The following is a 19,672-nucleotide window of genomic DNA, read 5'->3' on the forward strand; positions in this document are numbered from 1 at the left end:
CGACGCGGCGGCATCCGCCGGCTACGACCTCGTGGGCGGCCTCGACATCCTCTCCGTCCTCGCGCACGAACGCGCCGGCCCGTCCCCACACGACTCGATCCCCGAGGCACTGCGCCTGCCGGATCAAGTGGCGCACCCGAACCTGCGCCTGGTCGTGGAGAGTTGGCATTTCTTCCGGGGCCGAGCAGGTGGCAGGACCTGGTCGCGCTGCCGCTGGATCGCGTCGGCTTCGTGCAGTTCGCGCACGCGCCCGAGCCGGTCTCGCCGGACGTGCACCACGAGTCCATGCACCGCCGGGTCCTACCGGCCCGAGGTGTCCTGGACCTGGACCGATTCTGCGCGACGCTGGTGGCGAAGGGTTACGACGGCGTGGTGAGTGTGGAGCCGCTCTCCGAGGCGTGGCGCACCGCCGACCTCCACGAGTTCGCCGCCGCCACCCTCGCATCGTCGCGCTCGGTGTGGGAATCGGCGACGACGCGCTTCGGGTAGGCGGGGCTCCCTCTCACGCAGCGCAGCACCGCACGCACAGCACGCACAGCACCAAGGTGGGTCCGTGGTCAGGAAAGTGGAAGCAGAGGAAACGCACATGGCAGCCGTTCGGACAAACCTCGACACCGGTACGTCCCCGGGAAGCGGTCCGGGCTCGTACGACGTCGTCGTGATCGGTGCGGGCTCGGCCGGGTGCGTCCTGGCCGCCCGGTTGTCGGAGCAGGCGGAGCGTACGGTCCTGCTGGTCGAGGCCGGCCCCGACCACCACCCCGACGCGCTGCCCGACGAACTGCGGCACCTGTCGCGGCCGGTGGCCTGGCCCTACAACTGGGGCGACAAGGTCGCCTCGACCGGCGGACGCGCGCTCAACTACGCGCGCGGGCGCGGCGTCGGGGGCTCCTCGGCGACCAACGGCGCGGTGGCGATGCGCCCGGAGCCGGAGGACTTCGCGGCGTGGCCGGAGGGGATGCGCTGGGAGCGCATGCTGCCGTACCTCAACCGCATCGAGCACGACCTGGACTTCGGCGGCGAGCCCCACCACGGGGATCGCGGGCCGATCCCGATCCTGCGGCATCCGGAGGCCGACTGGACGCCGTTGCAACGCGGCTTCGTGGACGGATGCGTGGCCGCGGGGCTGCCGTTCTGCCCCGACCACAGCCGCCCCGGGACGACGGGCGTGGGCCCGATCCCGATGAACCGGCGCGGCACGGAGCGGGTGTCGAACACCGTCGCCTACCTCGACGCCGCCCGCGGACGGCCCAACCTGACCGTACGCGGCGACGCCCACGTACGCCGCATCCTGCTCGACGGCGGCCGAGCGACCGGCATCGAACTCGCGGACGACGAGCGGGTGTACGCGGGCCGCGTCGTGTTGTCCGCCGGCGTCGTGCAGAATCCCCTGCTGCTGTGCCGCTCCGGCGTGGGACCCGCGCGCGACGTCGCCGTGCTGGGTCTGGATCCGGTCCACGAACTACCCGCGGTGGGTCGCAACCTGAGCGACCACATGGTCGTGTCGTATCGCGCGGCGGTCCGTCCCGACGCGGTGCCCGACGGCGGACCCACGCTCCAGACCATCGCTCGCGCGAGCGCCCACCCGGGCCGGGGACGCACGCACGACCTCCAACTCACCCCCGTCGCACGGCGCAACCCGGACGGCACGCGCGAGATCGAGATCAGCGTCGCCCTGCAACTGCCCAACGGCTTCGGGTCGGTCGTCCCCACCGGCGCCGCGCCCGACGCCCCGGCACTGATCTCCTGGCCGTTCACCACCGACCGCGAAAACCTGGAGCGGCTGGCCATCGGGGTACGCCTGGCCGCCCGCGTCGTGGCCGCCTCCGGTCTCGCGCTCGACCCGGCCGCCGTCCGGGCCGCAGCGCACACGCCCGACGACGAACTCCGCGCGTCGTTCGCCGAGTCCCACTACGCCTTCTACCACGGCGTCGGCACCTGCCGGATCGGCACCGACCCGGCGTCGAGCGTGGTCGACGCGAAGCTGCGGGTCCACGGACTGACCGGCCTGCACATCGTCGACGCCTCGGTCATACCGACCGTGCCGCGCGCCAACACCCACCTACTGGCAACCGCCCTCGGCGAGTTGGGCGCGGAGCTGATCGCGACCGACGCGTAGGCCGTGGGTCCGGCGGACCCTGGTGGGCCGCGCCGCCCGGTACCGCGGCGCCCGAACGTCGAAGGTCTCCGGACGCGATCGACCGGCGACCGGCGGCGGTCACCCGTGCGCGGTCGGCCGGCCGACGCCCGCGAGCGCCTCGTTCCGGTCGGCTTCGAGCGTGTTGCGCCAGATGCCGGTCAGCGTGTCGAGGATGGCGGAGCGTTCCCGGCTCCACCGGCCCGCCATCCACGAGGGCAGGAACGTCTCCAACTGCGTGATCAACAGGTAGGCACGCCGCCTGGCCTCCGGCTTGGAGAAGTGCGCCCAACGCTCGGGCGGCCGGGTGAGCAGGACGACGAACTCCTTGACGTGCTCCTGGTGCCGGTCGCGCAGCGCGTGCGGCAACTGCTCGGCGAAGATGTTCAGCGCCTGCCGGTTCTCCTCGCCCCGGGTGACATACGTCGTCAGCCAGGCCCGGATGCTCGCGTGCGACCAGTCGGGCAGCTCGCCGAACGCAGCGAACATCGCGGCCGTGTCCGCCCAGATCCGGTCGGCCAGTTCGGTGACGATGTCGCCCTTGCCGGTGAAGTGCAGGTAGAACGTGGCCCGGGCGGCCCCCGCCTCGGCGACGATGTCGTCGATGGTGGTCGCTTCGTAGCCCTGCGTCTCGAACAGCCCGGCCGCGGCGGCGATCAGCCGCTGCCGGGTATACCGCTTCTGCTGGGCACGCAGGTCCGGGGCTGCGGAGCGGCCTGCGGAATCGGAGGATCGGCGCGTGGGGGCGGGCATGCGGCCAGCCTACCGAGCCGACTCGTTCGCCCGAGACGTCCGAGGCCGATCCGTCCACTCACTGGTCATACTGTCCGCGACGCCCGGGCACGCCGCACTCCTCCGGCGTCCCGGGGCACGGCACGGCAGACCCGCCCGAGCCGGTTTCCGGGCTCCGCGCCGCGTCGGCGTACCCGTGCGCGGGCACGGCGTGTCCCTTTCCTGGGCGGTTCTGCGGTCAGCGGGGAGCGTCGCCCTCGAACACGATCCGGTGCATCAGCCGCGGCTCGTGGTAGTCGAACACCGCGTTGTGCTGGGTGCAGCGGTTGTCCCACATCGCGATGTCCCCGGGTGCCCAGCGAAAGCGGCACTGGAACTCGGGTCGCTCGACGTGCTGGAGCAGGAACGCCAGCAGCGCCGCCCCTTCGCGGTCGCCGACGCCGTTGATCCGGTCGGTGAACGTGCTGTTGACGAACAGGCCGCGTCGTCCGGTGACCGGGTGGGTCCGCACCACGGGGTGTTCGACCGGCTGGTGCTTGTCCGGGTCGAGCGTGGCGCGGTGGATCGGGTTGCGGCGGTGGTCGTGCACCGCGGTCAGGCCCTCCAACAGCGCCTGGAAGCGGGGCGACAGCGCCGCGTACGCCGCTTCCATGTCCGCCCAGAGCGTGTCCCCGCCGACCGGCGGCAGCTCGATGGCGCGGAGCATGGAACCCATCGGCGGGCACGGCAGGAACGTGGCGTCGCTGTGCCAGCGGTCCGCCTTGTGGTGTGCGGGGGCCGTGCCGCCGGTGGCCAGGACCATGACCTCGTCCAGGCCCGGGGCGGCCGGCTCGCCCATGGGGAACCGCTGCAGCGGTCCGAACCGCGCGGCGAAGTCGCGTTGGCGTGCGGGGTCGATCTCCTGCCCGCGGAAGAACAGCACCTTGTGCCGGTGGAACGCGGCCGTCAGTTCGGCGATCACCGCGTCGTCGACCTCGGCGTAACCCCGGTCGAGGTCGAGACCCGACACTTCGGCGCCGATGGTCGGAGTCAGCGGACGAATCTTCGGCATGGAACACTCACCTCACGAATTCAGGCGACTAGCCTTAATATTCTCAGGCGCAATGTCTTATACTGGATGCATGGATGTCAAGACCTCCGCCCGCAGCCGGATCCTCGACGCCGCCGAACGGCTCTTCGCCGCGCGCGGCGTGGCCGACGTGTCCCTGCGGGAGATCAACAGCGCCGCCGAGCAACGCAACAAGTCGGCGGTGCAGTACCACTTCGGCACCCGTGAGGCCCTCGTCCGCGCCTTGTACGAGGACCGCCTCGGCCCGCTCAACCAACGCCGCTGGGAGCTGCTGAACGCGCTGCCCGAAGAGCAGCGCGGCGACCTGCGGGCCCTCGTCCAGGTCCAGGTCCAGCCCCTCGCCGAGCGCGTGCGCGACGCGCGCGGCTCGTCCTGCTACATGCGCTTCATCCACCGCTTCACCATGGGCAGCGGCGTCCTGGACCTCGATCCGCCCGACCCCGGCTCCGGCCTGGACCGACCCCTCGGCCCCGAATACACCAGCGCCCGCCACAAGGTCACCGAACTCGTCGTCCGCCGACTCGACCACCTGCCCGCCGACATCCGCGCCGAACGCCTGCGGTTGATGACATTCACGATCGGCTCCTGCCTCGCCGACATCGAGGCCCGCCTCGAACAGGGCCACGAACTCCCCATGCCCTTCGACCGCCTCGTCACCGACCTCGTCGACGCCACACTCGGCCTCCTCACCGCACCGAGCACCCGCCCCGCAACCACCCGGCCGGGGAAAGAGCCCACGTAGGCACAGCGGCCGAACTCGCCCGTACCGGACGGTTCGGGCAACGGCCGTCCGGCGCCGCCCGATCAGGCGAGCCGGGCGCCGCGCCGCCCGCGCTAAGGTCGGTCGGGTGGATGTCGGTCGGTGGGGCTGCCGCGGGTGTTCGGGCGTGCCGCGGGGTGGGCGCAAGGTGGGGGCGGCATGAGCGGGTTGACGGCTGACGACCCGTCGCAGGTCGGGCCGTTCCGGATCGAGCGGCGGCTCGGCCAGGGTGGCATGGGGCGGGTCTACCTCGGCCGGTCGCCGGCCGGCCGGGCGGTGGCGATCAAGGTCGTCCGGCCCGAACTCGCGGACGACGCGGACTTCCGGCGGCGGTTCGCGCGCGAGGTGGCCGCGGCCCGCGCGGTCGGCGGGGCCTTCACGGCCGCCGTGGTGGACGCCGCACCGGACGCGCCGAGTCCGTGGCTCGCCACGGTGTACGTCGACGGCATGTCGTTGTCCGATGCGGTGGCGGCCCACGGCCCGTGGCCGATCGCCGGGTTGCGGATGCTGGGTGCCGGGCTCGCCGAGGCCCTTGCCGCGATCCACGGGGGCGGGGTGATCCACCGCGATCTGAAGCCGTCGAACGTCATGCTCGCCCCGGACGGGCCCGTGGTGATCGACTTCGGTATTTCGCTGGCCTCCGAGGCGAGCGCGCTCACCCGTACCGGCAGCACCGTCGGCTCGCCGGGCTTCATGTCGCCCGAGCAGTGCGGCGGGCTCGCGGTCGGGCCGGCCTCGGACGTCTTCTCGCTCGGCGCGGTACTGGCCTTCGCGGCGCGCGGAGAAGGCCCGTTCGGCACCGGGCCCACGCCTGCGCTGCTGTACCGGGTCGTGCACAACCCGCCCGCACTCGACGGCGTGCCCGCGGCGCTGGTGCCGTTGTTGTCGGCGTGCCTGGCCAAGGCGCCGGGGGACCGTCCGGCGGCGACCGAGGTGCTCGCCGAGCTCGCGGTGACGGCCGCCCCGGAGCCGAGGAAGCACTGGTGGCTGCCGGACGGTACGGCCGACACGGTCGCGGGTCGCGTCGAGAGCGGTGGCGCGGCCGATGCCGGCGCCGGCGCCGGCGCCGCGGACACGCCCGCCGCCGAGGGCGGGACCGACGCGGCACAGCCGCCACACGCGTTGCCCACGGTCGGCGGTCCGCCGCGATACGACCAGCCTCTGCCGCCGATCCCCCCACCACCCGTGGCGCCGCCCCCGAAACCGTTCGCACCACCGCCGACGACGTCGGGGACGCGGCGGCGCCCACGTCGGGTCTTCGCGGTGGCGGTCGCAGCGGTCGTGGTGACGGCCGCGGTCGTCGCCGCCCTGCTCGCCACGCACGACGACACCGGCGGCCACCGGACCGCGACCGGCGCGGGTGCGGTATCGCCCAAGCCCGAGATCACGAGCTTTACCGGCAGCGCTCCCGCGTCCGGCGGAACGACATCGCCGGGACCCGCCGCCACCGGGCTCGACACGTCGCGCGGCGCGCCCGACATGCGTCGGCTCACCCTCGGCCCGGCCGACAGGATGGAGGTTCGGGTCCTGGCGCCCGGATCGGGCGCGGTGGTCAGGGCCGGGCAGAACATCGAAGTGCATTACACCGGCTTCTACTACTCGGACGGCGCGGTCCTCGATTCCTCCTGGACGCGCGGCAACACGTTCACCGTGACCATCGGCGTCGGACAGGTGATCCCGGGCTGGGACGAGGGCCTGGTCGGCCAACGGGTGGGCAGCCGCGTGCAGTTGGTGCTCCCACCCGCCAAGGCGTACGGCAACACGCCCCCGCAGGGCATCCGACCCGACGCGACCCTCGTCTTCGTCGTCGACCTGCTGGCCGCGACCTGATCGGGGCCGAGACTTCGGCCGAGTCTTCGGCCGGTTCGTCGCCCTCGCACGGCGGTACGGCTTTTGTCCCGACGCCTTTTCGCCCGCGGCGCACACGCGAAGTTCTCGGCATTCGGGTCGCGCTTGGGCATGTGGGCGCGAAGGGTGGGTAGGGACCCGGGCACTGTCGGGACCGAGTCGGGGAGATTGCATGACGGCATTGCCGCGCCGAATACGGCGTCCCCTTCCGCGTAGCGGTGGCATCCTCGACGGTCGCTATCGCCTGGGGCAGTTGCTGGGCGCGGGCGGTACCGCCGACGTCTTCCGGGCCGTCGATCTGCGACTTCGGCGGGAGGTCGCGGTCAAGGTCTTCCGGCCCGGCGCATGTGCCGTGACGACGGAGCGGTTCTGTCAGGAAGCCGTGCTGCTGGGGCGGTTGACGCATCCCGCCCTCGTCACGGTGCACGATGTCGGTTGGCACGAGAGTTGCACGTACGTGGTGATGCGCCTGGTCAGGGGTGTCACGCTGCGCGAGCACATCCTGGACGGCCCCCTGACGGGCGACCGGGTGGCGAGGCTCGGCGCCCGACTGGCCGCGGCGTTGGCATACGTACACGCGGCCGGCATCGTGCATCGGGACGTGAAGCCGTCGAACGTCCTGATCGGCCCCGGCGACGTCCCGTACCTGGCCGACTTCGGCATCTCGCGTCTGGTCGACGAACCCACCCGCTCCACACCCGGCATGATCGTCGGCACCATCCCCTACCTGGCGCCCGAACAGATCCTCGGCCAGGGCTCCGGGCCCGCGTGCGACGTCCACGCCCTCGGCCTGGTCCTGCTGGAGGCGCTGAAGGGCGAACGCGAATATCCGGGAGCCTCCCTCGAAGCCGCCCTGGCCCGCTCGCTGCGCGCACCGCACATCCCCTCCCACGTGCCCGGCGAACTCGCCTCCGTGATCGAGGCGATGACCCGAACCGATCCCGCTGCCAGGCCCGACGCCGCCGAGTGCGTCCGCCTGCTCGAAGCCGCCGCGTCATCGCCCACACCGACGTCCGGCGCGCCGCGCGAACCGGAAGCCGTGACCCTGCGCTCCTCCGCCGACGGGGCCCCTCCATCGACCTCGACCTCGGCCCCGGCCGCATCCGGTACGAGGGTGGTGCGGCGGAAACGACATCGCCTCCTGGTGGCCACGGGCGTGGTCGCGTGCATCATCCTGGGCGCGACCGGGGCCACCATGGCGGTCCTCGACGACCACGTCGCCCCGGGCGCGGACAACAGCCCTCCCGCCCGAACCGCCGACCCGCTCCCGCCTTCCGGTCCGCCCACGGCTCCGCCCATCACGGCCCCGACCACCACGATCCCGACGTCCTCGGCGCCGCCCCCGCACACGACCGCTCCCATCGCGCCCCGGGAAACAACCCCCGCCGTCGACAACCCGGTCTCCGCACCCGCCACCGCCGACGAGCCCCCGACCCTCGGTTCGAACAAGGAGCCGCGAAACGACCCGAAGGAAAAGGAGAAAAAGGACAAATCAAGCGCACCTCGCGGCAAGCCGGAGAAATAGCCCGGGCCCGCCACGCACGGCCCGGGCGGGCGCCGACTCGTGGGTGCCGATCACCGCGCCGGTGCCGAGCACGACGTCCACGCCGGTGGCATCGGCCCCGGCTTTGCGCCGACCCGCCTCCACCGTGGCCGGGACCCGAGCACGGCTGACGATCCCGGCGACGCGCCCCCGGCCCGACCGGGACGCCCGCAGGGGCCACTATCCTGGCTGGGCGCCGCACGCACGTAGGCGCGCGGGCCTCGCGTCGAAGCGATGCGGGTTCCATCCCGAGCACGTGCCGAATGTCGGCGCCGTTCGGGAGCACGAGGCAAGCGTGAGGGCAGGACGGCAGTGGACGGCGGGAAGCGAAGCGCTCACGATCTGATGGGTCGGGAGCGCGAGAAGTCGCTGCTCGCACAGGGCCTGCACGACGTCCGGGTCGACCGGCGAGGCACCGCGGTGCTGCTGCGCGGGGAGGCCGGGATCGGCAAGACCGCACTGCTCGACTGGACCGGGACCCAGGCCCGGGAGAGCGGCTTCACCGTGCTGCGCGCCGTCGGTTCCGAGGCCGAACAGGGGCTGGCCTTCGGCGCACTGCACCAGGTCCTGTGGCCGCTTCTGGAGGCCGACGACACACTGTCGCCGGCGCACAGCGACGCCCTGCATCGCGCGCTGGGACTCCAGGAAGGCATGCCACCCGGCGGCTTCGCGGTCGGCGCGGCGGCTCTGCGGCTGCTCGCCGACGCCGCCCGTACCGCGCCGCTCGCCCTCCTGCTCGACGATCTGCACTGTATGGACGCGTCCAGTGCGACGGTGTTCGCGTTCCTGAATCGGCGGATCGCCGAACTGCCGGTGCTCATCGTGGGCACCACCCGTCCCGACGGCGGAGCGGACGCGAACGCGCACGACGGCTGGCCCGCCGTTCCCGTCGAGGTCGGCGCGTTGACCCCCGCGGACGCCGGAGCACTGCTGCGGCGACGGTATCCGGCCATGGTCGCGACGGCGGCGAACCGGGTGCTGGAAGCGGCCGACGGAAATCCGCTGGCCGTGGTGGAACTGCCCGTGCAACTTCAGGAAGGGCATGTCAACGGCCACCTGCCGATGCCCGAGATGTTGCCGCTGGGCCGACGTCTGGAACGCCTGTTCGCCGGTCGCATCAACTCGCTGCCGCCGGACTCCCTCCGTGTCCTGCTGCTCAGCGCGCTCAGCGGCAACACCGCGGCGGGCAACGTCGGCGCCTGGCTGCGCGCCGTCTCGGGTGACGCCGCGGAACGGACGCTGGCGCACATCGAGGCGAGCGGCCTGGCCCGACTCGACGAGTCGAAGGCCCTGGTCTTCCGCCACCCCCTGGTGCGCAGCGCGGTGATCGCCGCGGCCCCCGGCCACGACCGGCGCGCGGCGCACCGGACACTCGCCGAAACGCTGCTGCCCGACGATCCGCGGCGACTCGTGCACGAGGCCGCCGCGGCACTCGTGCCCGACGAGGACCTGGCCGCGCGCCTGGAGCACGCGGGTCGCCGGGTCGCGGGCCGGGGCGGCGACGCCGAAGGCGCGTTGCTGCTGGACCGCGCCGCCGCGCTGAGCCCGGCGCCCGAGCCGCGCGCCCGGCGGCTGACCTGGGCCGCCGTCATGGCCGCCCGGGGAGGCCGGCTGAGTTACACCGCCCAGCTCGTCGACGAGCTGAAACGGGGACCGGTGCCCCCCGACGTCGCCCCGTTGTTCGGCTACGCCGTGGTGTACCTCGACCAGAGCCACCACATCGACTTCGAGTCGTCGTTCACGCTGCTGCCCGAGGTCTTGCAGGCGCTGGCCCAACCGGGCGCGGAGTCGTTCGGGGGCTTGGCCGAGCAGGCATATTTCAAGCTGCTCCTGGCCACTTCCCTCACGGACGACCCGCGTGGCTGGGACGCGCTGGAACGCCATCTCGCCACGACATCACCCCTCGGCAGACTTTCCTACCGCGCGTGGGCGGACCCGGCCCGGACCGCGCACGGAGTGGCCGACGAGTTGCGGGCGCTGCTCGCGGACATGAGCGACGAGCAGGAAGCGGGCAGTGGCTGGCTCGCCCTGTGGACGGCGTCGGCGGTCGACGCCGCCGACGCGGAACTGCGGCGGCGATTCACCGGCCGGGACGGCTACGCCACCCAGGGCTCGCTGGCCAAGGCCGAGCGCTACCAGGATTTCCTGCGCGGGAACTGGGACACGGCCGAGATCTGCCTGCGGGAGGCGGAGGCCGCGGCCGACCTCGGCTATCGCAGCAATGCGCTGCTGTTTCGCTTCTACTACGCGCACTTCCTCGCCGGCCGCGGCGCCGAGGAGGAACTGCGCGCGGTCGACCGGTCGATCCGGCCCCTCGCGGTGGCCGCGCGGATGCGCCTCGTGCCGGACAACCTCACGCGTCTGCGCGGCCTGGCCGCGTTGGGTCACGGCCGGTACGAGGAGGCGTACGCGCACCTGGCCGAGCTCACCGAGCCCGGCGTGCTGCCGCGCGGCCTGCCCTGGTTCCACCTCGTGTTCTTCGACTTCGTCGCGGCCGCGGTACACACCGGCCGACTCGCGGAGGCGCGCGCACACGTGGCAGCCGGCGAAGCCGCCCGGATGGAAGAGATCTCCGACCACCACGCCTTCCTGCTCGCCGCGGCCACCGCGCTGACCGCGCCGGACGACACCGCCGATGCGCGCTTTCGGGACGCGTACGCGGTGCCCGGCGCCGCGCAGTGGGCGTTCGAGATGGCGCGTTTGCGCCTCGCGCACGGCTCGTGGCTGCGCCGCAGGCACCGGGCCGAGGCGCGCGCCGCGCTGCGCGAGGCCCACCACACGTTCCGTCGACTCGACGCAGGCCCGTGGCGGGAGCTGGCCGAACAGGAACTGCGTGCCGCCGGCGATCCGGTGGGCGCGGTCGGTGCCGCCGGCGCACTCGGGAGCACGAACGCGCTGCTGACCGCGCAGGAACTGCGCATCGCGCGGCTCGCCGCCCGAGGACTGTCCAACAAGGACATCGGAGCCCAGTTGCAGCTGTCGCCCCGTACGGTCTCCGCACACCTGTACCGGATCTTTCCCAAGCTCGGGATCACCTCCCGAGCGGCCATCGGCCGGGCGCTCGGCGGCGGCTCCTGAAGCCGTGGCACCACGGTGTCACCACGCCGCCGCGCGGGGTGACACCGGAAGAACGGGATGCGGGGAGAGCGGAAAGCGGGATACCCGCAAAACTGTGCAGCCAGGGGCACACACTCGGGCAAGCCGAGGACTCCCGCCGCGCGTCGGGTCCCTAGGCTGGGAACGGAGCCCATGGACCGCGGCCTCCCGACGGCCGCGGTCATGCCAGTGCAGGAGTTTCTGTGGAACCCGAACCCCGGCCCGTACGGCAACCGGTCGTGCTCGAACCCTTGGCCCGCGTGTTCGTGGACGCGTATCGGCAACAGGCGGTGGGCACTCCCGCTCCCGGACGAACGGCGGGCGGCTCCGCGCCGACGGAACGCGATCGGCTCTTCCCGGCGGTGCCCGGGGACGACGGGTTCGGGTCGCATCCCGACGTGGCCGAGGACCGCCTCGCGCTTCCCGGCGCCCGGGGCGAGCGCAACCTCGTGCGCATCGTCCGCCCGACCGACGCGGACGAGCCGCTGCCGGTGATCCTGTACATCCCGGGCCCGATCTGGACCCCCGGAGCGGTGCCGCCGCAGCGCGACTTCGAACGCGACCTGGTCCTGGGCACCGACGCCGCCGTCGTCGTGCTCGACACGCCCCAGCAGCGGGACGAGTGTTATCCGGAGACGATCGAACGCCTGCACGCCGTGCTCGACTGGATCGCCGCACAGGGCGCCGAGGACGGTCTCGATCCGCGCCGCATCGCGGTGGTGGGGGTGTCGACGGGGGCCAACCTCGCAGCCGGCCTCACCCTGCTGGCCAAGCGGCGCGGCGGCCCCGAGATGGTGCAGCAGGTCTTGATCTGCCCGGCCACCGACGCCGCCGCCGACACCCCGTCGTACCGCGAATTCGCGGAAGGCTACTTTCTCGACGCCGCGGCGATGACGGCGTTCTGGGACCGGTACGTGCCCGACGCCGCACTGCGCACGCAGAGCACCGCCTCCCCGTCGCGCGCCACCGGCGCCGAACTGGAGGGCCTGCCGCCGACCCTGATCGTCACCGCCGAGGCCGACGTCCTGCGCGACGAGGGGGAAGCGTATGCCGCCCGGTTGCGGGCCGCCGGGGTCGCCGTGGTCTCGCTGTGCTACCACGGCACCGTCCACGGCTTCGTCGCCTTCGACGCGCTGCGGGCCAGTCACGCGTCCACGGCGGCTCGCATTCAGGTCGTCGACACGCTCCACGTCGCGCTGCACGCCCGGCGCGGCTGACCCTCGCACCGCCGGATCGCCGCGCCCTCGCGCGGGCGGTCGGGCCTGCGCGGGCGCGGTCGCCGGCGCGTGAGATGCTGCGGACGCGCCCGGCACGCCGACGACCCGGGCACCGCGGTCCGTGGGTGTGGGCCGCCCGACGGGCCGAGGGAGGCCATGTGGACGTCGTACTGGACACCGCGTCGCCGCCCGTGGCCGATCCGGCGGCGACCGTCCAGGACGCCTTCGCCCGCCGGCTGGCCCGGATCCGGGTCACGGTCCGCCCCGGGCCGTTCAGCGCCGTGCTGAGCGAGGCCCGATTCGGCTACGTCCGCCTTCTCGAGGTGCAAGCCGACGCGCTGCGCCTGGCCCGGACGTCCCGGCTCGTCGCCGAACACCCCGGCACCGGCGTCGCCGTGGCCTTCCAGCGGCACGGCACGGGGGAGTTGACGCAGGACGGACGCGGAACCTTCCTGCGCGACGGCGAGCTCTGCCTGCTCGACCTCCGCCGGCCCTTCGCACTGCGCTGGCACGGGCGTTTCACGTTGCGCCTCGTACGGCTGCCGGACCGGGCACTCGCGGTGCCGGAGGCGGTGCTCGCGGCCGGCACCGGCCGGGCGATCTCGGCATCCGACGGCCGGGCCGGATTCCTGCTGCCTCTCCTGGAGCGGCCTGCCGACGTCCTGGCGCCGCTCGCCCCCGCCGTGGCCGACCGGCTCGCCGGGCACACGGCGGAGATTCTCGCCGCCGTGCTGACCCAGGCGGCCGCGGGCGCCGACCGCGTCCCCCGGACGGGTCGCCCCGCGATCGCCCCGATCGGGGCCTCGATGCCGCCCTCGGTACCCGAGGGTCGGTCGGGCAGTCCCGGCCGGGCAGGAAGGGCAGTCAATTGACCTAACACCGTCGCGACGCCGCGCAGGACGATCTTCGGGGCGGTGGATCGACGCCGCCCGATCCGGACGATTGCGGAGCGGTGATGCGGCCCCTGACGAACGCGGTGCCCCAGGGACCGGACATCTCGGACCGACCGCCGCCCGCCCCCGGCCACCTCGGCACGCACGACGACACCGTCATCCGGATCCCGGCGGGACCACAGGGCCCCCTCGACACCACCGGCCCCGGGCCGGACGAAAGCGAGATCGCCGTAGTGGTGCCGCTGGACGGCGCGGTCGTGCTCGCCGCGGACGGTGTCGAGCAGATGCTCCCCGAGGGGGCGTTCGCCATCCTCGACGGGCGGTGCCCCTGCACCATCACCTCGCCGTACGGATGCGACCCGGCCGTCCTGCGTCTGCCGCGGACCCTGCTGACCGAGCCCGACGAGGTGCTGCGGCGCGCCGTGGGGCGGGTCCTTCCGGCGGACCGCGGCACCGCGGCGTTGGTGGTACCCGCCGCGGTATCCCTGCGCCGGACTCCGGCCCCCGCTCCCCCGCTGCTCGACCGGATGACACACCACCTTGCGGACCTGGTCTCGACGCTTCTCGCCGAACTCGACGAACCGCCGCAGGCCGGCCCGGAGACCGCACTCATGAGCGACATCCGGTGGTACGTCAACTGCCGGCTCGGCGACCCCGGGCTCAGCCCCGAGACCATCGCCGCCGCGCACTACGTGTCCGTCCGGTATCTGCACAAGCTGTTCGAAGGCCGGGACATGACGCTCGGACGCTGGATCCAGCTGCGCCGCCTCCAGGAGTGCCGACGCGAACTCGGGCGCCCGGGGTCGCCTCCCCCGAAGGTGGGGGCCGTGGCCCAGCGCTGGGGGTTCGTGAATTCGGGGCACTTCAGCCGCACGTTCCGCGCGGCGTTCGGGATGTCGCCCCGGGACTGGCGGGAAGCACGCACCGCCGCGTCCCGGAGCCATCGCCCGTAACGCCTTGGAAGTCCCCACCGCGCTTCGGCACGGCCGGGACGAAAACCGGGCAGTCACGTGACTGATGCGGGTACGTGCGGTGGGCCGCCATCATGGACGAGGGCGGCCCAGCGGTCGTCCCGTTCGCAGCACGCCGTCGGGAGAACTCGTGACCATCGCAGACATCACCCCGTGCCCGCGTCCGGTCCGCACGAGCCGCCTCGGCTTCCTGCAGGTGGCCACGCTGGAAGCGGACACCGGGCTGCCGGGCCGCATACCGATGCGGCCGGCCGACGGTGCCGGCGCGCACGTGACGATCACGATCCAGATCGACGGCACGGCACACGTGTCGCAGGACGGGCGCGAAACGCCGGTACGGCCGGGCGAGATGTTCCTGGTGGAAACCCACCGGCCGTTCCGCGTGGAGCACGGAGGACACGTGCGCCTGCACGCGTTCCACGTTCCGCGCCGAAGCCTGGGGGGCGCCGAGCGAAACGTGCCCGCCGTCACCGCCATCGCCTTCCCGCCGGACCGCGGTGTGGCGGCGATGTTCGCGCCCGTGCTGACCTCGCTCTCCCGATCCGCGCCGGACATCGCGCCCGCGGTCGGCGAGCGGCTGGCCGGCAACGTCGCCGACCTGCTGGCGACCCTGATCGCCGAACACGCCCCTGCGACGAGCCCGGACCTCGACTCGGCGTTCGGCGAACTCCCGCGCCGCGTACGCGAGTACATCGATCGGAACCTGGGCGATCCGGAGCTGTCCCCGGAGCGGATCGCGCAGGCCCAGCGGATCTCGGTGCGGTACCTGCACCGGATGTTCGAATCCGAGGGGATCTCGGTCGGTCGGCTCATCCAGCGGCGTCGTTTGGAACGTTGCGCAGCGGAACTGGCCAGGCGCGGACGAGTCAGCCCCACCGTGTCGGCGGTCGCGCAGCGATGGGGTTTCGTGAGCCCCGCGCACTTCAGCAGGGCCTTCCGGGCGACCTACGGGGTTTCCCCGCGCGACTGGCGGGGCCTCGGCGACACCGCGGACCGGTGACGGTTCCAAGCGCTTCCCGGTGCCGCCGGGTTCGCGGGCTCAGGCCAGTCGCGCCTTGAGGAAGGCGCAGCCCTGCGCCACCGCGGCCCGCGTGGGGGGACTGTCGCGCAGCGCGTTCAGCGAGACGAAGTCGTGCACGGTGCCCAGGAAACGCACCGCCGAGGCCGCCACTCCCGCCTCCCGCAGGCGTTCCGCGTAGCGTTCGCCCTCGTCCCGGCAGACGTCGGCCTCGGCGGTGATCACCAGCGTCGGCGGCATCCCGGCCAACTCGGCCGAGCTCGCGGAGAGCGGGGACGCGGTGGGCGGCGCGGCGGACGCGGGCGTGCCCAGATAGTCCTGCCAGTAGCGGAGCAGCGCCTTGCGGGTCAGCAGGTGGCCCTCGGCGAATCGGCGCTGGGAGTCGCTCTCGCAGGCGGCGTCCGTAAGGGGGTAGTAGAGCAGTTGCGCGTCGATCGCCGGGCCGCCCGCCTGCGCCGTCATCGCGACGGCGGTCGCGAGCGTGGCACCGGCGCAGTCGCCGGCCACGGCCACGCGGTCCGGGCGCAGCCCGAGCGAGTCGGCGTTGTCCACCGCCCAGGCGAGCAGCGCGTGGCACTCGCGCAGGGCCACCGGGTAGCGGGCTTCCGGCGAGCGGCTGTACTCGGGGACGATCGCCGCGACACCGGCACCGGTGACCAGACCGCTGATCAGCCGGGCGTGGGTGTGCGCATCGCCCAGCGTCCACCGACCACCGTGGACGTAGAAGAGCGTCGGCAGCGGTCCGGACACGCCTGCGGGACGGATCGTCCAATAGCCCACGAGCCCCGACGGGCCGACCGGGGCGGCCCCGAACACCGCGTCGACCTCGAAGTCCTCGATGCGGTCGGCCTGGGCCTCGGCCAGCGCCTGCCGGCCGGTGATCGGATCGAGGTCGTCCAACGAGGGCGGCGTGGCCGAGGCCGCGATGAGCCGCCGCACGGCCGGATCGAGAACGACCCGCGCCGGCGGGTATCCGCCCGCGCTGTCCTCGCGGTCCCGGTCCATGGCGTGTCCACCTTTCGCGTTGCCCCGTCCGAGGGCGCCGTCCCGCTCGGTCGGCGCACCGTCCCGGCTCGTCGTGTCGTCCGCCTCGGCGCCGGCATCCGAGGATCCCACGCTCGCCCTCAGCCGCTCGTGAGCAGGTCCCGCAACTGGTGGCGGCTGCTGACGCCGAGCTTCGGGTAGGCATGGTACAGATGGGCGCCGATCGTGCGCGGGGACAACATCAGCCGTTCGCCGATCTCCCGGTTCGACAGACCGCTCGCGGCCATCGTGACGATCTGCCGCTGCTGCGCCGTCAGTTCGGCCAGCGCGTCCACACCCTCGCGAGCCGTCGCGACCCCGCTCGCACGCAACTCGGTGCGGGCCGCGTCGGCCAGCGGTGCGGCGCCGAGTACCTCGGCGGTGTCCAGGACGGCGCACAACTGTTCGCGCGCGTCCGAGGGGCGGCGGGCGCGGCGCAGCCACGCGGCGTAGCTCAACCGGGTCCGGGCGCGTTCCACCGGCCAGCGCTCGCCCTCCGGGTTGACCAGTGCCAGGCGGAAATGCTGCTCGGCGTCGGTTTGCGGATCGACCAGCGCGCTCGCGTGGTGCAGCAGTTGGGTCATCCGGCCCGTCGGCCGCTCCCCCTGGGCGGTCCGGACCCGCGTCAGGACCGGCAGGACCTCTGCTGCGCACCCGGTCCGGTGCGCGGCCACGGCGAGGTCGGCGATGCCGCGGACGGAAAGGAACCGATGTACCGGCGTACCGTCCGGTCCGAACAGCGCGCGAAGGCGACGGAACGCCTCGTTCCAGTCCCCGCGGGCGCTCGCGTCCGCGGCTCGCGCCCCCAGGAGACGGACCGACGTGGCGCGGTTCTCGTCGAGGTCGAAGGCCACGTCGGGCCGGGAGAAGGCCGCGACGACACGGTCGGCGTCGCCGCGCAGGGCGCCCAGGGTCGCGGCGAACGCGCGCAGATCCGCCTGGACCCGGGAGAGTCGCAGTACGGCCGCGTCGTCGTCCGCCTCGGCGATCAGTGCCGCGGCCTCCGCCCACCGCCCGGTCGCCAGCAGGGTGTCGAGCAGCGGAGCCAGCGACCACGCACGCAGACCGAACGCGCCCCAGGCCCGGAGATCGGCGTCCACGCTGCGGTACTGCTCCACACACACGTCCGGCTCGTCCGCGTGATAGGCGACGGAAGCGATCGCGGTCCGCCGCACGGCCTCGGGCAGGTCGTATGGGGCCGGTCCCAGCCGCGGGCGCGGCAGCCGCCGCAACATCCGAACGGCCGCCTCCGCCGGGTCCGCCGCCGCCGCGACCGCCGCTTCCAATGCCGCGCGCACCCCGGGGTCGACCGGGGCGGCGTCTTCCCGGGCCGAGGCGGCCGACCCGTCGCCGCCCGGCGACGCGGCACGGGCGCGGGCCGGCAGGGCGGGCAGTTCGTCCAGATGTTGCGGAAGCCCGGACTGCGCGGCGATGCCCGAGGCGGTGACCGCGACCGTGATCAACCCGGCCGCGTCGGCGACGGTTTCGGCGACGCCGACCAGCAGGTCGAACGCCTCCTTCTGCCGGGACGTCAACGACAACACGGCGCCCATCGCGCAGGCGGCGAGGCAGATCGCCTCCGGATCGGCATCCGGGCGGGCGAACGGCCGGAACTGCCGCCAAAGATCACGCACCCAGTCGGGATCGCCCACCGCGGCGGCGCCGGTGAGTGCCGCGGCCAGGCGGCCTGCCCGGTCGCGGTCGCCGGGGGTCAGTGCGGCGGCCTGCTCGAAGGCGCGAGCGGCGAGGAAGGCGCCGTGCTCCCGACCGGCGGCCTGTGCCAGTGATTGCGCCACCGCCTCGTCCGGGCCGAGCCGGCCGGCCGCGCGATGCCGGGCCTGCGACATCGGGCCGGTGCCGGGCGCCGCGGCGAGATCGCGGTGGGCGCGCTGTCGCGCCCCCACGGGCTGCCCGGTCTCCGCGGCCAGCCGGCCCAGCGGATGCCGGAACTCGACTCGGCCGCCGACCACCGCGATCAGGCCCGCGTTCTCGGCCGGGGCCCAAATGCCCGGATCCGGGGCGTCTTCGGCGGTCCGGCTGCCGAGCGCCGCGACGATCGCGGCCAGGTCCTGGTCCGGCGGACTCAGGGCGGCGTACAGCAGCGCCTGTCGGGTCTTCGGCGGGAGGTCGCGCAGGCGTGCCTCGAACGCGTGCCCCACCTGCGGGCGGGACGGCCGCCGCCCGGCAAGCCACGGCTCGGTGCGGGTGGCCGCCAGGCGGCAGAGTTCCAGCACGGCGGCCGGGTTGCCCTGCGCACGCTCCAGCAGTTCCAGCCGCGCCCGTCCGGAGGGTGCGTTCGGCTGGGCGTCGAGCAGTTCGGCGGCCGAGCGCGCGGACAGCGGCGCCAGGTGCACGGTCTCGACGTCGGAGGCCCACGGCATCGGGGCGCGGTCCGCGGGCGCGGTCAGCACGAACGTCGGATGGCCGCCGATGTGCCGACCGGCGAGCGCCTCGATCAGGTCGAGGGAGAGGCGATCGCAGTCCTGTACGTCGTCGACGGCGACGACGACCCGCCGGTCCGCGTCGGCGAGGTGGTCGAACAGCGCGGCGACGGCCGCCTGCACCGCCGGCGGCGCCGGCACCTCGTCCGCGGGCTCGGCGTGCCCCGCAACCTCCGGGCGGAGAAGTCGTGTCAGCACCTGCCGGTGCGCGGCGGGCAGGCCCAGGATCTCGTCGCCGACCGGGTCGAGGAGGTGGCGCAGGCAGTCGAAGGGCTTCGTCTCCTCCCCCGGTCGGCCCCGCGCGAGCAGCACGAGGGCTCCGTCGCGACGGGCACGTGCACACACCGCGCGCAGCAGACCGGTACGCCCGATTCCCTCCTCGCCGAGCACCCGGAACACCCGAGGAGCGCCCGGCTCCCGGCCCACCGATGCGGTGATCCGCGCGAGTTCGCGGTCGCGGCCCGGCAGCCGCGCTTCGGACGCCCGGCACTCCGCATCCGCGTCCTCGAACGCGCCGCCCGCCGTGCCGCCCGACACGTGGCTCGTCATCCCGCACCCCAGACCTTGCCGCACTGTTGCCGATACCGGGCGATGTCGCTCCGGTCCGGACGATCATGACGCACTCCCCGAGAAGGCACTTAAGTCATATGACCGTTGTTTTCCTGCTTTCGGGAGACGGGTCGGCGTGGCATCAAGCTTCGGAAGGCGGTTCGTGGTGCGCGGGTCTCGGAAGACGGGTCCGCGTTGCGCGCTCAGCGGGAGGACGCGTCCGCGCCGCGCGGGTCCGGCCGGAGGTCGCGCGATCGCCGCCCGAGGCGGCTTGCCATCGGGCGGCGATCTCGGCGTGGCCGGCGGGTCAGCCGGTGATCGACCGGACGGCCTCGCCGACGGGGTCGGCGACCCGCTCGCGCCCGGGGATCACCCGGG

The 19,672-nt window shown here is 73.6% G+C and carries 14 protein-coding genes; 10 read left to right on the forward strand and 4 right to left on the reverse strand.

What is annotated here, in order from left to right:
- Window positions 1-162: 162 nt before the first annotated feature.
- Both ACFZBU_RS45525 and ACFZBU_RS45530 read left to right on the forward strand, forming a co-directional pair.
- Window positions 163-489, forward strand: coding sequence for a hypothetical protein (locus ACFZBU_RS45525; RefSeq protein ID WP_391589718.1), 327 nt, complete (start codon window positions 163-165; stop codon window positions 487-489).
- 97 nt (window positions 490-586) lie between these two features.
- Entirely contained in the window at window positions 587-2,116 is a 1,530-nt protein-coding gene (locus tag ACFZBU_RS45530) for a GMC family oxidoreductase (protein ID WP_391589719.1), read from the forward strand.
- A 99-nt stretch (window positions 2,117-2,215) separates the two neighbouring features.
- Here the strand turns inward: ACFZBU_RS45530 and ACFZBU_RS45535 are convergent, their stop codons facing one another.
- Together ACFZBU_RS45535 and ACFZBU_RS45540 are read right to left on the reverse strand one after the other, a co-directional pair.
- Window positions 2,216-2,887, reverse strand: coding sequence for a TetR/AcrR family transcriptional regulator (locus tag ACFZBU_RS45535; protein ID WP_391589720.1), 672 nt, complete (start codon window positions 2,885-2,887; stop codon window positions 2,216-2,218).
- 217 nt (window positions 2,888-3,104) lie between these two features.
- The gene (locus tag ACFZBU_RS45540; protein WP_391589721.1) at window positions 3,105-3,917 is read right to left on the reverse strand and encodes a TauD/TfdA dioxygenase family protein; all 813 of its coding nucleotides are present in this window, start codon (window positions 3,915-3,917) and stop codon (window positions 3,105-3,107) included.
- Window positions 3,918-3,987: 70 nt separating this feature from the next.
- Between ACFZBU_RS45540 and ACFZBU_RS45545 the strand changes: the two genes are divergently transcribed.
- The 8 genes from ACFZBU_RS45545 to ACFZBU_RS45580 all read left to right on the forward strand — a co-directional run bounded on the left by ACFZBU_RS45545 (window position 3,988) and on the right by ACFZBU_RS45580 (window position 15,263).
- On the forward strand, window positions 3,988-4,677 hold the full coding sequence (locus tag ACFZBU_RS45545) for a TetR/AcrR family transcriptional regulator (protein WP_391589722.1): 690 nt from the start codon (window positions 3,988-3,990) through the stop codon (window positions 4,675-4,677).
- 177 nt (window positions 4,678-4,854) lie between these two features.
- Window positions 4,855-6,525 carry an FKBP-type peptidyl-prolyl cis-trans isomerase gene (locus ACFZBU_RS45550; protein ID WP_391589723.1) on the forward strand — a complete coding sequence of 557 codons (1,671 nt, stop codon included), beginning with the start codon at window positions 4,855-4,857 and terminating at the stop codon, window positions 6,523-6,525.
- Between the two features lie 190 nt (window positions 6,526-6,715).
- Window positions 6,716-8,068, forward strand: coding sequence for a protein kinase (locus tag ACFZBU_RS45555; RefSeq protein ID WP_391589724.1), 1,353 nt, complete (start codon window positions 6,716-6,718; stop codon window positions 8,066-8,068).
- A gap of 330 nt (window positions 8,069-8,398) precedes the next feature.
- Window positions 8,399-11,164, forward strand: coding sequence for an AAA family ATPase (locus ACFZBU_RS45560; protein ID WP_391589725.1), 2,766 nt, complete (start codon window positions 8,399-8,401; stop codon window positions 11,162-11,164).
- A gap of 221 nt (window positions 11,165-11,385) precedes the next feature.
- Window positions 11,386-12,399, forward strand: a complete 1,014-nt coding sequence (locus ACFZBU_RS45565; RefSeq protein WP_391589726.1) for an alpha/beta hydrolase — start codon at window positions 11,386-11,388, stop codon at window positions 12,397-12,399.
- A 158-nt stretch (window positions 12,400-12,557) separates the two neighbouring features.
- Window positions 12,558-13,271: a hypothetical protein gene (locus ACFZBU_RS45570; RefSeq protein WP_391589727.1), complete on the forward strand. Its 714-nt coding sequence runs from the start codon at window positions 12,558-12,560 to the stop codon at window positions 13,269-13,271.
- Window positions 13,272-13,354: 83 nt separating this feature from the next.
- Window positions 13,355-14,245, forward strand: coding sequence for an AraC family transcriptional regulator (locus tag ACFZBU_RS45575; RefSeq protein WP_391589728.1), 891 nt, complete (start codon window positions 13,355-13,357; stop codon window positions 14,243-14,245).
- A gap of 148 nt (window positions 14,246-14,393) precedes the next feature.
- Window positions 14,394-15,263, forward strand: a complete 870-nt coding sequence (locus ACFZBU_RS45580; protein WP_391589729.1) for a helix-turn-helix domain-containing protein — start codon at window positions 14,394-14,396, stop codon at window positions 15,261-15,263.
- Between the two features lie 39 nt (window positions 15,264-15,302).
- On the opposite strand, the gene ACFZBU_RS45585 is transcribed toward ACFZBU_RS45580, so the two are convergent.
- Together ACFZBU_RS45585 and ACFZBU_RS45590 are read right to left on the reverse strand one after the other, a co-directional pair.
- Entirely contained in the window at window positions 15,303-16,286 is a 984-nt protein-coding gene (locus tag ACFZBU_RS45585; protein ID WP_391589730.1) for an alpha/beta hydrolase, read from the reverse strand.
- 119 nt (window positions 16,287-16,405) lie between these two features.
- On the reverse strand, window positions 16,406-19,294 hold the full coding sequence (locus tag ACFZBU_RS45590; protein ID WP_391589731.1) for an AAA family ATPase: 2,889 nt from the start codon (window positions 19,292-19,294) through the stop codon (window positions 16,406-16,408).
- Between the last annotated feature and the right edge of the window lie 378 nt (window positions 19,295-19,672).

It is taken from the genome of Embleya sp. NPDC008237 (assembly GCF_042956465.1).
Lineage (GTDB): Bacteria > Actinomycetota > Actinomycetes > Streptomycetales > Streptomycetaceae > Embleya.